The organism is Collinsella aerofaciens (assembly GCF_028207065.1).
Classification (GTDB): Bacteria; Actinomycetota; Coriobacteriia; order Coriobacteriales; family Coriobacteriaceae; genus Collinsella; species Collinsella aerofaciens_AR.
The window spans coordinates 1-14,839 of record NZ_JAQLFP010000027.1 but is presented as its reverse complement, the minus strand read 5'-3'; the positions used below and the strand labels follow the sequence as shown (position 1 = coordinate 14,839).

At 59.3% G+C, this 14,839-nt stretch carries 13 protein-coding genes; 6 read left to right on the top strand and 7 right to left on the bottom strand.

Annotated elements, in window-relative coordinates; translation table 11 throughout:
• Positions 1–95: 95 nt before the first annotated feature.
• From vsr to PMX72_RS08095, 3 genes are all read left to right on the top strand, one after another.
• Positions 96–1,082 (top strand): DNA mismatch endonuclease Vsr, encoded by a 987-nt coding sequence (gene vsr / locus PMX72_RS08105; RefSeq protein ID WP_271729650.1) that lies wholly within the window; start codon positions 96–98, stop codon positions 1,080–1,082.
• A 497-nt stretch (positions 1,083–1,579) separates the two neighbouring features.
• The gene (locus PMX72_RS08100) at positions 1,580–2,509 is read left to right on the top strand and encodes an AraC family transcriptional regulator (RefSeq protein ID WP_158549316.1); all 930 of its coding nucleotides are present in this window, start codon (positions 1,580–1,582) and stop codon (positions 2,507–2,509) included.
• 56 nt (positions 2,510–2,565) lie between these two features.
• Entirely contained in the window at positions 2,566–3,189 is a 624-nt protein-coding gene (locus tag PMX72_RS08095; protein ID WP_271729651.1) for an HAD family hydrolase, read from the top strand.
• A gap of 322 nt (positions 3,190–3,511) precedes the next feature.
• On the opposite strand, the gene PMX72_RS08090 is transcribed toward PMX72_RS08095, so the two are convergent.
• Positions 3,512–4,369, bottom strand: a complete 858-nt coding sequence (locus PMX72_RS08090; RefSeq protein ID WP_271729511.1) for a class II fructose-bisphosphate aldolase — start codon at positions 4,367–4,369, stop codon at positions 3,512–3,514.
• Positions 4,370–4,704: 335 nt separating this feature from the next.
• On the opposite strand from PMX72_RS08090, the gene PMX72_RS08085 reads away from it, so the two are divergent.
• Positions 4,705–5,508, top strand: a complete 804-nt coding sequence (locus PMX72_RS08085; RefSeq protein ID WP_271729510.1) for a DeoR/GlpR family DNA-binding transcription regulator — start codon at positions 4,705–4,707, stop codon at positions 5,506–5,508.
• A 66-nt stretch (positions 5,509–5,574) separates the two neighbouring features.
• Here PMX72_RS08085 and PMX72_RS08080 read toward each other — a convergent pair whose 3' ends face one another.
• Together PMX72_RS08080 and PMX72_RS08075 are read right to left on the bottom strand one after the other, a co-directional pair.
• Positions 5,575–6,735, bottom strand: a complete 1,161-nt coding sequence (locus PMX72_RS08080) for an FprA family A-type flavoprotein (protein WP_271729509.1) — start codon at positions 6,733–6,735, stop codon at positions 5,575–5,577.
• Positions 6,736–6,864: 129 nt separating this feature from the next.
• On the bottom strand, positions 6,865–7,851 hold the full coding sequence (locus PMX72_RS08075) for a LacI family DNA-binding transcriptional regulator (protein WP_118206363.1): 987 nt from the start codon (positions 7,849–7,851) through the stop codon (positions 6,865–6,867).
• A gap of 384 nt (positions 7,852–8,235) precedes the next feature.
• On the opposite strand from PMX72_RS08075, the gene PMX72_RS08070 reads away from it, so the two are divergent.
• Positions 8,236–9,441 carry a galactokinase gene (locus PMX72_RS08070; RefSeq protein WP_271729508.1) on the top strand — a complete coding sequence of 402 codons (1,206 nt, stop codon included), beginning with the start codon at positions 8,236–8,238 and terminating at the stop codon, positions 9,439–9,441.
• Positions 9,432–11,060 (top strand): UDP-glucose--hexose-1-phosphate uridylyltransferase, encoded by a 1,629-nt coding sequence (locus PMX72_RS08065; protein ID WP_271729507.1) that lies wholly within the window; start codon positions 9,432–9,434, stop codon positions 11,058–11,060. Before PMX72_RS08070 ends, PMX72_RS08065 begins: the two co-directional genes overlap by 10 nt.
• Positions 11,061–11,309: 249 nt before the next feature.
• Here the strand turns inward: PMX72_RS08065 and PMX72_RS08060 are convergent, their stop codons facing one another.
• The 4 genes from PMX72_RS08060 to lacA form a co-directional block, all read right to left on the bottom strand.
• On the bottom strand, positions 11,310–12,245 hold the full coding sequence (locus tag PMX72_RS08060; RefSeq protein ID WP_271729506.1) for a hexose kinase: 936 nt from the start codon (positions 12,243–12,245) through the stop codon (positions 11,310–11,312).
• Positions 12,246–12,301: 56 nt separating this feature from the next.
• A complete protein-coding gene (locus tag PMX72_RS08055; RefSeq protein ID WP_271729505.1) occupies positions 12,302–13,183 on the bottom strand; it encodes an aldose 1-epimerase family protein in 882 nt (293 codons plus the stop codon).
• Positions 13,184–13,558: 375 nt separating this feature from the next.
• Entirely contained in the window at positions 13,559–14,083 is a 525-nt protein-coding gene (lacB, locus tag PMX72_RS08050; protein WP_271729504.1) for a galactose-6-phosphate isomerase subunit LacB, read from the bottom strand.
• A 63-nt stretch (positions 14,084–14,146) separates the two neighbouring features.
• Positions 14,147–14,575 carry a galactose-6-phosphate isomerase subunit LacA gene (gene lacA, locus PMX72_RS08045; protein WP_271729503.1) on the bottom strand — a complete coding sequence of 143 codons (429 nt, stop codon included), beginning with the start codon at positions 14,573–14,575 and terminating at the stop codon, positions 14,147–14,149.
• Between the last annotated feature and the right edge of the window lie 264 nt (positions 14,576–14,839).

The window sequence follows — 14,839 nt, the reverse complement described above, 5'->3', positions numbered from 1 at the left end:
GTCGGCTACCATCGATATGGCTTACGCTTGCCTTACCGTTGTGTAAGGTAGGGGTAGCTAGCCTGCCACGTGATGATATTGAGAGAGGACTCCTGTTGAAGACTGTTCATGTTGCCGCTGGGATCATTCGCAAAGAAGGATCCGATGAGCTGCTTGCCGTGCAGCGCGGCTACGGCGACATGCAAGGACTTTGGGAATTCCCGGGCGGCAAGCTCATGCGCGGCGAGACACCCGAAGACGCCGTGCGCCGCGAGCTCATGGAAGAGCTGCAGGTAAAAGTTACCAACCTGCGCGATTTCTATACCGTTGAGTATGACTACCCCGATTTTCATCTCTCCATGGAGTGCTACTACTGCTCGCTCGCCGATGAATCCGATGAGCCTCAGAAACATGACCGACAGCTCGATATCCGCTGGATTCCGCGCGCCTCGCTTGCCACGGTGGAATGGATGCCCGCCGACAAGGGGCTTATCGATGCCCTGATTGAGCTGAAGGAAGATCGGCTTGAGGCAAGCTCCGCCGATGACGCCGCGCCCAACACAACCGACAAACCCGCCACCAAACCCAAGCGCGCACCTAAACGCCGCAGCAAAAAGCGTCCCAAGCCCGGTCTGCTCGACGGCATCGATACCTCGGACCTCTCCGCTGACGAGCGCGAACTGGTCCGCCGTCGCGCCGCCATCAAAAAGTCCATGAAGGGCAACAAGCGCGCCAACACCAAGCCCGAGCTGCTCGTACGTCAGCGCCTACGGGCCGCGGGCCTTACGGGCTATCGTTTGGAATGGAAGGCACCCGGCAAGCCCGACATCGCCTTCCCCGGCCGCAAGATCGCCATCTTCGTCAACGGTTGCTTTTGGCACCGCTGCCCCAAGTGCAACCCAAGCCAGCCCAAGCGCAACGTTGAGTTTTGGGAGGCAAAGTTCCGTCGCAACGTCGAGCGCGACCGTGCTGCTGTGGCAGCGCTCACTCAAATGGGCTGGACGCCCATAACCATCTGGGAATGCGAACTCAAAAAAGACCGCATCGACGCCACGATGGAAAAGGTCATCGAGCAGGTGCGCGCCACAGAGCCGCAGCGCTAACAGCGAGCATTCACACGCTACGCACGTCCGCGCCACATCCACGTCACAAACCTTAGAAAGCCCTTAAGCTCAAAACCTTTCAAGAGTGTTACTCGATACCTCTGACCTGCAGTTTCATCGTAACACCAAACCAGGTTAAGCCTTTCTTTAGCGCTTCTTTGCGGCAGCCGCGGCATAATGTAGCCAGCGCACGGGACCTAGCAGCAAACCCCGAGCGCATCCTTTTGGTGGATATCGAGGAGGCCGCAAAAGCATGCATTCTTCCAATGACGCAGCACAGCAGCCATCCCTAAAACATGCAAACCTTTTCTCCTTCCCCCCGACACAGAGAAACGGCCTCCTCGACTCCCCCACCACAAAAACCAAGCGCTCAGCCGATCAGAGCCTCAACTTACGAGCATCCTTCGAAAAGCTCCAAGCATCCCTAGACAAGGCGTTCCCCGAACAGGCAAGAGCAATCTAAGCCCATTGCGCTTTATACTGATGCCATGCGAAACATGGATCACATAGAATTGCACCGCGGAGGACGCGAGGAAGCGTTTCCCGAGACCGCCGAAGACTGGCCCTATATTGCCGAACGCGCAGAATTCGCTCGCTATCCGGGCAATTCCGTCCCCTGGCACTGGCATTCCGAAGTTGAGCTTTTCTACATGGAGCAGGGAGCGATTGACTATCGAACGCACGCGGCTCATGAGCACGTACGCTTTGAGGAAGGGTCCGCCGGCTTTATCAACGGCGGCGTTTTGCACAGCACGCTGCAATCACCCAATTCGGCGCCAGCCATTCAAATGCTGCATATCTTTCAGCCGTCGATGCTCGGCGATCCCGCGGGACGTCTCCAAAAGCGCTACATCAACCCATTGCTTCAATGTCGAGGCGTCGATGTGCTCAAATGGTCGCCCACCAATCCCGACGATATGCCCTTTATCGATTTGCTGAAGAGCTCCTTTAGCCACGACCTTCAACGGCCGCAGAACGAGATGGCGCTTCGAAATAGTTTGTCAGAGCTCTGGATTCAGATTAACGCCAAGGCCGAACCGCTCTTTTCTTCCGACGGCGCCTCTTGGATGACCAGCCGCGACGTACAGTTCAAGGCAATCCTGGACTTTATCCGCGCAAACTATGCAGCCGCTATAGATGTGCCCCAGATGGCATCTGCAGCCGGCGTAAGCGAAAGAGAGTGTTACCGCATTATCGAAACTTGTGCAGGAACGACCCCGGCGGCATATCTACGCGCATACCGCATAAACCGTGCTTGCGAACTTTTGGCACACACCACGCGAACGGTACAGACAGTCGCGCGCCAATGCGGATTTATAACAGCAAGCCATCTTGGCCAGGTATTTAAAGAACAAATGGGGTGCACTCCTTCGAGCTATCGAGCAGCGAGGCAGAATCTCGATAGCACCAGGCAGAAATCCCGCTAACCCTTCTTCTGTCACTGCATCAAACTTGCAGGCAAACAACAGAGAGGAGCAATCATATGAAGCACTTTGACCATATCGTATTTGACGTTGATGGGACATTGGCAGATACAGAAGAAAGCGTTCTGTCATCGCTTGTCCAGATTGTCCAAGAAGAGACCAGCAAAACGCTTCCCCGACACGAGCTTGACTTTGCCCTCGGCATACCCGGCAAGGATGCCCTTGAGAAACTTGGGATCTACTCGCAGGCAACGTTGGATCGCTGGTGCCAAGTTGCCGCCAGCTTTAAAAGCACCATCAGCGTGTTTCCAGGTTTGCTTGAAGTCATCGCAACACTCGCCGATAGCGGCTGCAAACTTGGCATCGTCTCCTCACGTGCGCGCGACGAATACACAAAAGAAATTGCACCCCTTGGTTTCGATAAGTATTTTGAGCACATCATCCTTGTCGAAGACACAACCGAACATAAACCCGCACCCGCACCCATGCTCGAATATCTCCGGCGTACGGGCGCGAATCCTGGCAACGTCGTCTACGTTGGCGACACCGTCTACGACGAACAATGCGCAACTTCGGCAGGGGTCAGTTTTGCCAGAGCGGCATGGGGATCACACCAAGACATCCCAAACGCCACCTACAACCTCAAAACCCCCAACGACCTACTAACCCTAACAACCAAATAACCCACGCGTCCCACCCTTTCAGCCCCAACACCACAAGGGCGATTGAGCAGAACGGCTTGGGCGGGTCCCCGTACTTAGTTTCCAAAATCATTCCGCAGCGCGAAGGCTTCTTATTATTTTCCGCCCTAACGCCACAAGGGCGACGACCTCGAGTAGGTCAACCTGGGAGGGACGAGGGCTTAGTTCCCCAATCTTTCCGCAGGGGGCAAAAAGCCTCGCCGCACGAAGTGCGCAGCGAGGCTTTTTGCATGCCCGAGGACGATTGGGGAACTAAGCCCTCGTCCCTCCCCGGGATATGTAGCGAGTCGGAGTACCCTTGCTGTTACTCTGCTTTGCCCACGGAGTTGAGGTTGTTCATGCGGATCTTAACCAGCTCGGTGATCTCACGCATGCCCTCCTTGGCCGGCTTCTTGGGGTCGAAGCAGGCGGGGTTCTCGGCCATGTAGGCCATGAAGCCCTTGGTGTAAGCCTGACGCAGCTCGGTGGCGTAGTTAACCTTGCAGATGCCGTTCTTCACAGCCTCGGCAACCTGCTCATCGGGCACACCGGAGGTGCCGTGCAGAACCAGCGGCACGTCGACGGCGTCGCGGATGGCCTTGACCACGGACTGCTCGATGTGCGGATCGCTCGTGTACACGCCGTGGCTGGTGCCAACGCCAATGGCCAGCGAGGTGCAGCCAGTGCGCTCAACAAACTCCTTGGCCTCGGCAGGATCGGTGTAGGGGCTCTCGCCCTCAACCGCGGGACCGTCGTCCTCCTTGCCGCCAACCTTACCGAGCTCGGCCTCGACGGGCACGCCCATGGCGCGGCCAGCATCGGCGACGGACTTGGTCAGGGCAATGTTGTCCTCGAAGGACTCGTGCGAGCCGTCGATCATGACGGAGGTGTAGCCCGTGCGGAAAGCCTGCATGCAGCGGTCATAGCCATCGCCGTGATCGAGGTGCAGAGCGACGGGCACGGAAGCGCGCTCGGCAGCGGCCTTGACCATGCCATAGAAGTAATCCAGGCCAGCGGTCTTGATGGTGCCCGGGGTAGTCTGCATGATGACGGGGGACTTGGTCTCCTCGGCAGCGGCCAGAACGGCCATAACAAACTCGAGGTTCTCGACGTTGAACGCGCCGACGGCGTAGTGGCCGGCCTGAGCGTCCTTGAGCATCTTTTCGGTGGTAACAAGTGCCATGAGCGTTTGCTCCTCTCCCTCGCCCGCATCTGGACATCGGGCGTAGTTGTTCACAAGGTGTTTTACCTTGCGTTTTGCTGCGCTCATTGTATGAAATTCAGCGGCTTTGCACATGCGACATATTGTCATCGCGCGAGGTCCAACCTTCATTTTTGAAAAGCAAACGGAAGGAGTCGAACCCGAGCGCGCGTGTTCGAAATTGAGTTTTGAGCCTTGATCATCTTTCTTTTATAGAAAAAGTAAGTAATCGAAAGGCGTTTTCTTACTCAAAAAGAAAATGAACGAAAATAGAGTCAACACAATTCCTGCAAATTTCGGTTGGAGATGGAGCAGCAGTGACCCACACAACAACCCGCGCTTTCGCCGATGAGCGTCGTGCCGCCATCATGGAGATGCTCGAACATAATGCCTCGGTGCAGGTAGCCGAAATCGCCCAGACCTTTGGCGTGTCCTCCGTCACCGCCCGCGCCGACCTGGACGCGCTCGCCGAGTCCGGCAAGCTCCGCCGCACACATGGTGGTGCCGTATCGCTCCAGAAGCGGCTGACCGTTTCCACGCAGGATCGCCGCATCAATGTCAACGTTGCCGCCAAACAGGCCATCGCGCAAAGCGCCATCGAGCTCGTCAATGACGGCGACACGCTGCTCGTCGACTCGGGCACCACGGCGCTCGAGTTTGTCCGGCTCCTCGACCAGCGCAACGGCATCACCGTTATCACGGCCGACATTACCATTGCCGATTACATCGACGAGAGCATGCCCTCGGTCGATGTCGTCATGCTGGGCGGGGCACTGCGCAAAGGCCATCGTTATTTGTACGGACCGCTCACTATGCAGGCGCTCCAAATGGTCCATGCCGATCTGGCCGTCATGTGCCCCGGCGCCTTTGTCTCCAGCTGCGGCTTTACGACCGACTTTCCCCAGATGGCCGAGACCAAAGCGGCTATGGTCGGCGCCGCCCGTCAAAGCGTTGCCCTCATGGACGCCAGCAAGGTTAACGGACGTGGCATGTACCGCTTTGCCGAGCTGACCGATGTCGACGCCATCGTGATGGACCGTGACCCCGATCATGCCGTCGCCACCTCAATCGCCGAGACCGCCGACGACGCCCACCCAAATCTCATCATCGCCGACGCTTAAACAAAAACCACCACAAAGGTGCCTGTCCCCTTTGTGGTGGTTTGAGCGTTAAAAGTGAACGTATCGCTACTTGGAAAGCTCGTCGGCGAGGGCCTCTATCTGAGCGCGCGAGGTGTCGTTGAGCGAACCCAGGACGGTCACTTTGTTCTGCGTCAGGGTGATGTCCTTCATGCCCTCGAGCTCCTTGGTCATAACCTTAGCGGCGGCAGGTGCCCAGGAGCCAGCCTCGACGAGCGCCACGGTGCGGTTCTGGTAGGCATGCTCGGCGAGCGTATGGATGAAGGTGCTCATGAACGGGAAGATCTCGCCCTGATAGGTAATGGAAGCGAGTACCAGACGGTCATAGCGGAACGCGTCCTCAACGGCCTCGGCCATGTCGTCGCGAGCCAAGTCAAAGACGGAAACCTTCTGGCCGCGAGCCTCGAGCGCAGATGCGAGCTCATCGACGGCGGCCTTCAGGTGGCCGTAGACGCTCGCGTAGGCAATGGTGATTCCCTCGTCCTCGGGCTGATAGCTCGACCAGGTGTTGCAGGTGTCGAGGTAGTAGCCCAGGTTCTCGGTCAGCACGGGGCCGTGAAGCGGGCAGATGATCTGGATGTCCAAATCGGCGGCCTTCTTGAGCACGGCCTGCACAAACTTGCCGAACTTGCCCACGATGCCAAAGTAGTAACGGCGCGCCTCGCAGGCCCACCCTTCCGGATCCTCGATGTCGTTGGCGCCAAACTTGCCAAAGCCGTCGGCACTAAAGAGCACCTTGTCGGTAGCCTCGTAGGAGAAGAGTACCTCGGGCCAGTGAACGTTGGGGGCGCCGACAAAGGTCAGGCTGTGGCCACCCAGATCAAGCACGTCGCCCTCTTTGACAACCATCTTGCGCTCGGGGAAGTCGGTGCCAAAGTAGTTGACCATCATGCGGAAGGCGCCCATGCTTGCCACAATCTGCGCCTGGGGATAGCGCTCCATAAAGGCGGCGATGCCGGCGGAGTGATCGGGCTCCATGTGATGGATGACCAGGTAGTCGGGCGTGCGGCCGTCGAGTACGGTCTCGAGGTTGCCGAGCCACTCGTCGACAAATCCGCCATCGACCGAATCGGCGACAGCGATCTTCTCGCCCAAGATAACGTAGCTGTTGTATGCCATACCGTTCTCGGACACATCGTACTGGCCCTCGAACAGGTCAATGTCGTGATCGTCGACGCCAACGTAGCGGATATCCTTGGTGATCTCCATCAGGCAAAGCCTCCTAGATAGACAAAAGAGCCCGTCTATCATAGCACTCGGCTGCATCCCAACAGCTATCTGCCGGCATCCTTACCGATTGTTATTGAAATGCGATAAATCGCCGTTTATCAGCACAAACTATGCGCGCGGTATCGCCGTGCTATGTCGAATGATGAGTTGTCCGGGAATACGAATGGCAACGGTTTTGTCCGCCGCGCCCGCCTCGGGAACCGCATGCTCGAATACCTCGCGTCCGCGCTGATGTAGATCGAATCGCACGGTCGTGAGCTCGTTGTGTGCGACAAAATCATCGAGCGAATCGTCGACGCCCACCACGCTCACGTCCTCGGGTACGCGCAGGCCGCTATCGCGCAGCGCTGCAATAGCGCCGTTTGCCATCTGGTCGTTTGCCGCGTAAATCGCCGTCATGGCGCGGTCATGCTCGGCCAGGTACCTGCCGGCCTCGTAACCGCTGTTAGCAGACCAGTCGCCCTCGAGCGGCTCTGCCGGCTCGATGTGTTTACGCTCGAGCGCATCCTGCCAACCGGCGCGACGAAATTGCTCGTCGACCGAGAACGACGGGCCGCCAATATAGCGAATCTGCTCGTGCCCCAGCTCAAACAGATGATCCATAAGCAACAGCGAGCAGCCGTAATGGTCGGAATCGACTGTAGTCACGCGCGGATGCGCATACATGGTAACGATGACCGTGCCAATGCCCGGCAGTGGATCAAACGTCTCAAAATCGGGCGCCATACGGCTCATGCCGATGATGATGCCGTCCACGGGCAGCGCAGCCATACGACGCGTTGCCTCGGCAAGCGAGAACTCCTCGGTCTTGGACATCTCGACCAGCGTGATGGCGCAATTATGCTCGCGAGCAGCGCTGGCGATGCCGTCGATCATTGAGAGGTTGCCAAACTTGGTGACATCGTTGACGCACAGACCGACCGAATGGTAGCGGCCGTCGCGCAGCGAGCGACCGGCATAACTCGGACGAAAGCCAAGCTCTTGCATAGCGGCCTGCACGCGCTGGCGCGTCTGCTCGTTAACGTTGGGCAAGCCGTTGGCGACGCGCGAAACCGTCTGCTGCGAAACGCCAGCAGCGCGGGCGACGTCGGCCATGGAGACCGGACGCATACCTGTATCGTTGGACGGGCGCCTTGCCACTGGATCACCTTCACCCTTGCGAGATCTGAATAGCGTAAATGCCAGCCCGGGCAGAAACACACCCCGCGCCGAGGCCCGCTATCGTCGGACGCATGTTAACGTACTCTACTTTTTCTATCAGCGGTTCTTTTGCTCCATATGTCCATACGGCCACACCGTTCACGGCCGAAAATCTACCGATTACCAGATTCTCAAAAATAGATATGCGTTGTGTTATGAGTACGTTATCATACCCATTAACGTGCGGCGCCGCGACCGTCTGGTTTGTGGTGCTCAAAATTGTTAACGTACTCATTAACGACACGGATCAGTCTCTCCCGCGTCAAGGAAAGGACCCCTATGACCACCCCCGACGAAAAGACATTCGCCACGCTCACCAAGCTGTTTGAGGAGGAGTTTGGCCCCATCGGCGACCGCCAAGTGCTCTACGTGCACGCGCCCGGCCGTTCCGAGATCAGCGGCAATCACACCGATCACGAAGGCGGCCACGTTATCGCCGGCTCGCTCGATGTCGCCGTTGACGGTATCGCCGTGGCAACCGATTCCAACAAGGTCCGCGTCGCCGATGAGGGCTACCCCACGTTTGAGATTACCCTCGACACGCTGGATGTTCAGGAGTCCGAGAAGGGCACGTCCGCAAGCCTCGTGCGCGGTATGGCGCACGAGATTGCAGCCCTTGGCGTTGAGCCCCATGGCTTCGACTTCGCCTTCACCTGCTCCGTCCCCTCGGGTGGCGGTCTTTCGAGCTCCGCTGCTGTCGAGGCCGCGTACGGTCGTGCCATGGAGACACTCTGGGGCGCGCCCGCCATTGAGCCCGTCGCGCTCGCCCAGATGAGCCAGCGCACCGAGAACAACTATTACGGCAAGCCCTGCGGTCTGATGGACCAGGCCGCTGTGTGCCTGGGCGGCCTTGCCTACATGGACTTTGAGGACCAAGCCCAGCCTAAGACCCAGAAGCTCGAGCTCAACTTTGAGGATCACGGCTACGCGCTCGTGCTCGTTAAGGTCGGTGCCGACCACGTGGCCGCCACCGACGACTACGCCGCCGTTCCGCGCGAGATGCAAGACGTCGCCGCCGAGTTTGGCAAGGCGCGCCTGTGCGAGGTCGACGTTGCCGACTTTGACGCCAAGCTCCCCGAACTGCGCGCCAAGCTGGGCGACCGCGCCTGCCTGCGCGCCGTTCACTACTGGTACGAGAACGGCCTGGTCGATAAGCGCTGGGCAGCCCTTAACGCCGGCGACATCGATCAGTTCCTGGTCCTGACGCGCGAGTCGGGCGCCAGCTCTGCCATGTACCTGCAGAATGTTGTTGCCAAACTGGGTGCCGAGCAGCCTTCCATGTACGCGCTTGCTCTTGCCGAGCATGTGCTCGACGGCCGTGGCGCCGTCCGCATCCACGGCGGCGGCTTTGGCGGTACCATCCAGGCCTTCGTGCCGCTCGATCTGGTCGACACCTTCATTGCCAAGATGAACAGCTGGCTGGGCGAGGGGTCTGCCCGCCACTACGCAATTTCTGACAAGGGGGCTTATGCGGCATGGCTGTAATTACTGACGTGCGAGAGGCCGCGCAGAACCTGATCGAGTACGCCATCCACCGATCGATGATCGGCCAGGACGACCGCATCTGGGCATACAACACCATTTTGGAGTGCATCGGCGCCACGGGGCCGGCGCTCGATATGGCCTGGGCGCTCCAGGTTGAGAAACTCTCGCTCTTGCACCCCGATATCCTTCCCGACTTTGACCTGGAGGGCACGCTTGCCGCGCTTGCCGAGGCTGCCGTTACCAACGGCGCCGCCGAGGACACGGCGTCGGGCCGCGACCGCATCGCCATGCGCATCATGGGCGTGCTCATGCCGAGGCCTTCGGTTGTAAACGAAGAGTTCAATGGGCGTATGGGCGTCAACGAGCCCCGCGCCGCGACCGACTGGTTCTACGGCCTGTGCTGCGACGCCGGCTACGTGCGCCGCGCCGCTATCGCGCGCAACATCAAATGGAGCACCCCCACCAACTGGGGTAACCTGGAGATCACTATCAACCTGTCCAAGCCCGAGAAGGACCCGCGCGATATCGCCGCGGCAGGTGCGGCAAAGAACACGGGCGAGAAGTATCCCGCCTGCCAGCTCTGCATCGAAAACGAGGGCTATCCCGGACGCTCCGCCGCAGCCGACGGCGGCGCTCACCCCGCTCGCCAGAATCTGCGCATTATCCCCATTGAGCTCAACGGCGAGCGCTGGGGCTTCCAGTACAGCCCGTACGCGTACTTTAACGAGCACTGCATTGCCATGAGCTCCGAGCACCGCCCGATGCACGTCGACCGCAAGGGGCTGACGTGTCTGCTCGACTTTGTGGACCTGTTCCCGCACTACTTCATCGGCTCCAATGCCGACCTGCCCATCGTGGGCGGCTCAATTCTGTCGCACGACCACTTCCAGGGTGGCGCGCACGAGTTCCCCATGATGCATGCCACCGAAGTCTCGCAGTTTAGCGTGCCCGGCTTTGACCAGGTCAGCGGCACCGTGCTGCAGTGGCCGCTTTCGGTGCTGCGCCTGCGCTCGCACGACCGCGGCGCGCTGCTCGATGCCGCCGAGAAGATTATCCTGGCATGGCGCGAGTGGACCGATGAGTCGGTTGGCGTCATCGCACGCACAGCCGATGGCGTGGCGCACAACACCGTGACGCCCGTCATCCGCCGCGTCGACTCCCGCGGCAATGCCGGAGGCGAGATCTACGAGGCCTGCTTGGCGCTTCGCTGCAACATCACGACCGACGAGCATCCGCTGGGCGTGTTCCACCCGCATGCCGAGTACCACCATATTAAAAAGGAGAACATCGGCCTGATCGAGGTCATGGGCCTGGCCATTCTGCCGCCGCGCTTGGTTCCCGAGCTCGGTGCTGTCCGCGAGCACCTGCTGGCGGCCAAGGCCGATGCCAGCTACGATCTTGCCTGCGCTCTCGAGAGCGACGACCTTTGCCGCAGCCACGCCGCATGGGCGGAGGACGTCTTTGCTCGCCGCGCGAACGAGCTTACGGCGGATAACGCCATCGACATCCTGCATGAGGAGGTCGGCGTGGTGTTTGGCCACGTGCTCGACAACGCCGGCGTCTTTAAATGGGACGAGGCCGGCCGCGCCGCCCAGCAGCGCTTTATCGACTCACTGTAGAGCACAGACCCGGACGCTCAACGGCAGTCCACACGACATAACCGCCCACACGACAACGGCGCCCGCCGGCAACATCGCCGACGGGCGCCGTTTTTGAGTGTAGCCATTGGGGACGTTCTTAAACGACTAGTCAAACAAGAACGTCCCCAACGACTAATGACTCGAGCGTGGAAAATCTCCCACTTTGAGCTCGCATGGGCACCAAAAGCAGGAGATTATCCACGCTCATTCTATTAGGAGTCGCAACCGCTACAACTCTACGACCTCAACGTTGCTGTAGATCTCGTCCCAGCGATCCATGACCAGGTGGCCGGTCTTGGGATCCATGGCGTTGAGCTTACCGCAGGTATTGGCGGTCTTGAGCACCGTGACGTCGTCGGCACCAGCAGCAATGGCATGCGCAAAACCGGCGATGGTCGAGTCGCCGGAACCCGTTGCGTTCACAGCCGCAATCGCGGGCGTCTTGGCGCGGAACGCGCGACCTTCATGGAAGCCTACCGAACCGGCAGCGCCCATCGAAACGACAACCCAGGGAATACCGGCAAAACGGTCATCGGCGGCAAGCGCCTCGCGCAGGGCATCGACATCATCGGTCGTAAAGGACGTACCCAGCAGGCCGTTAATCTCGGTCAGGTTGGGTTTTACGAGCTCAGGCTTAGCGTCGGACTCCAGCGCGGCCTCCAGCGATGCACCCGAGGTGTCGAGCAGCACCTTGGCGCCCGCCTCCTCGGCGATCTTGACGAGCTCGGCATAGTAGCCGGCATCGACGCCACGCGGCAGCGAGCCCGAAAGCGTCACAACGTCCGCCTTCGCCGCGAGTTCGGCGAACTTGGCCGTAAAGGCCTCGAGCTCGGCCGGGGCGATCTGCGGGCCGCTCTCCAGCAGCTCGGTCTGATTACCCTCGTGCAGGATATTCAAGCAAATGCGCGTCTCACCGGCAATGGGCACAAAGTCGTTCTTGACGCCGTCAGCATCCATAAGCTCGGCCATATAGGCGCCCATGTGGCCGCCGAGCAGGCCGGTCGCGAGCACATCGTCGCCCAGCTGCAGCAGCACACGGCTCACGTTGAGGCCCTTACCGCCAGCGGTCTTTTCGGGCGTCACACGGTTCACGTCGTCGATGGTCAGCTTGTCGAGCTGATAGCGCGTATCGATCGACGGGTTCATGGTAACGGTCAGAATCATATTGAACTCCTGTTTCCGGGGCACGACGTGTGCGACCCCAAACATACGATAGCTCTTTAAAGGATCTCGATCTCAAAGCAGCGAGTGACGGTCTCTCCCGGCTTGGCCACCAGACAGCCACGCTTGTGCTCCAGAATATCGTCCTCGTCGGAGCAGGTGGACAGACCACCCCACGGTTCAACAGCCACAAAGTCGCCCTCGGGCTTGCTCCACACAATCAGGTACGGCATATCGGGGAACGTCAGGCGCACGCCCTTGTCCTCGGTTTTCTTGGTCAGCGTAACCACGCGGCTCTCGAGCACGTCGAAGATGGTCTCGGCAAAGTCAAAGAGTTCGTGGGTCAGCGGCAGGTTCTGGCCGATCATGGGGTTCTTGCTGCGATGCTCAACATCAATCAGGCCCGTCGAGGGGACGGCAGTACAAAGCTCGGTGGCCTCGCACCGCTCAAAACGAAGCTCATAGTCGTCATAGGACTCGCCCTCGTCGAGCGGGCACTTAAAGCCGGGGTGACCACCCACAAAGAACGGCATGTCCTCGGTGCCCTCATTGGTCACCTCGTACGACACGGCCACCTTTTCCGAATCGATCGTGTAACGAGCAACGATCTTAAACGGATACGGGTACTGCTCGAGCAACTCGGCATGGTCGGCAGAGCTTAGGCTCAGCGCAACCATGTTGTCGCCCTGCTCCTCGAGCTTCCACTCCTGTTTGCGCGCAAAGCCGTGGCGAGCGAGCTTGACCTCGCGGCCGCCCATGGTCATCGCGCGGCCGTCACGAAGGCCACCGCAGATCGGGAAGCAAATGGGTGCCTGGCCCGACCAGACCGCCGGGTCACCCTGCCACAGGTACTCGCGGCCGTTGGCTTTAATCGAAGTGAACGATCCGCCAGCCGTGCTCAGTGCCACACGAATAGAACCGTTATCAAGAACAAACTCCATAGGAGCCTTCCCTTTCTTACGACAGCCCGCCAAGTCAGTGGGGCTGATAGAAAACCGGCCCGCGCCTCATCACAGAAACGCGAGCCGTCAATTGAAAAGCTGCAGAATGCCGGGTACCGCCAAAACGAAGCACACAAGCTCAGCAAGCAAACGTGTTATCGGAGCAGCTTGCCGTATCAGAAATCTTCGCAACAACAGCGGTAACCCCACAGGTCACTCAGACATCAGCGAGAAGCCAGCTGGCGAGGCAAGGTGCCGTGAAGCGAGGCGGCATTGACCTTCTGGTCATGCCGCCGAAACTGAACGGCAGATTGCCCGCCAGATGGCTTCGCAGCGTCGACCCATTACGCGGTTTGGCAAAACCGCGTAACCTCCTTAGTCGTGATACTCGCCGCGGTCCCACTTCTCGAGAAACTCGTCAAAGAAGTGCGGGTCAGCCTGAGCCTCGGCGTCGGCCTTATTGCAGGCGTCGATCTTGGCGATCAGGGCATCGTGCTCGGGAGTCTTCTCGTAGGGCTCCTCCAGGAAGGCAAGCATGATGTCAGCCATCAGGAACTCGCCGGTGATCTTGCCGCCAAAGCCCACGATGTTGGCGTTGAGCTCGCGACGGGCATACAGGGCAGAGGTCATGTCGCGAACCAGGGCGCAGCGAGCGCCGGGAACCTTGTTGACGGCGTTGGTGATGCCGATGCCGGTGCCGCACAGGGCCACGCCAAAGTCGGCCTTACCGCTGGCAACAGCCTCGCCCACGGCCTTACCGTAGATGGGATAGTGCGTACGGGCGTGGCTGTAGGTGCCGCAGTCGAGCACCTTGTAGCCAGCCTGCTCCAGGCGGTCGGCCAGATAGATCTTCTCGTCCGTAACGATATGGTCGCAACCGATTGCGATGGTCTTCTTCATCAGAACGTCCTTTCGTCTGAATTCACAAGTTGAGATAGAAGTTCGAGTTCTCGGTGGCTCTCGTTAGGCCATCTTGTTGAGCATGTCGACACGGATCTGGTGACGGCCGCCAGCGTACTGGGCGCGCAGGAACTCGCGGGCGATCTTCTTGGCGACCTCGGTGCCCACAACGCCCGGGCCCATGGTGACCATGCGCGAACCGTTGTGCTCGCGGGTCATGTAAGCGGAACGCTCGTCGGAAATGTTGGCGACGACCATGCCCTTGATCTTGACGGCGGCCATATAGGAGCCGACGCCGTACTTATCGAATGCGAAGCCCTGGGAATCCTTGTGCTCCAGCAGGTCCTTGGCAACGGCGGTCGCGGAATCGACAAAGTCCGCGGCAGGGGTCTCGGAATAGTCGACGACCTCGTGACCGTCGGCGACGAGCATCTCCTTGATGGACTCCTTCATCGACATACCGTCGGCATCGGAAGCGATTACAACCCTCATGACATCCTCCTTGAGAGATACGCAGGTGCGTAGTTTCTGTTTGGAAGTGTTGAATCGCGTTCAGGTCCGGGCATCTGAATGTGCGGTTCTTCACTGTTCATGTTTATTTGAACACATTCGAACAGAGACTGCAACCATTATCTGTTTATCTTTGTTCTTTTTTGAACAAATACCATTCACGGTTGATTGCCGACCGTTTGAGCCCGGCGCAGACGTAGCGACCATGTGTTCAGCAAACAAAAGGGCGGCCGAGAACGTGTCTCG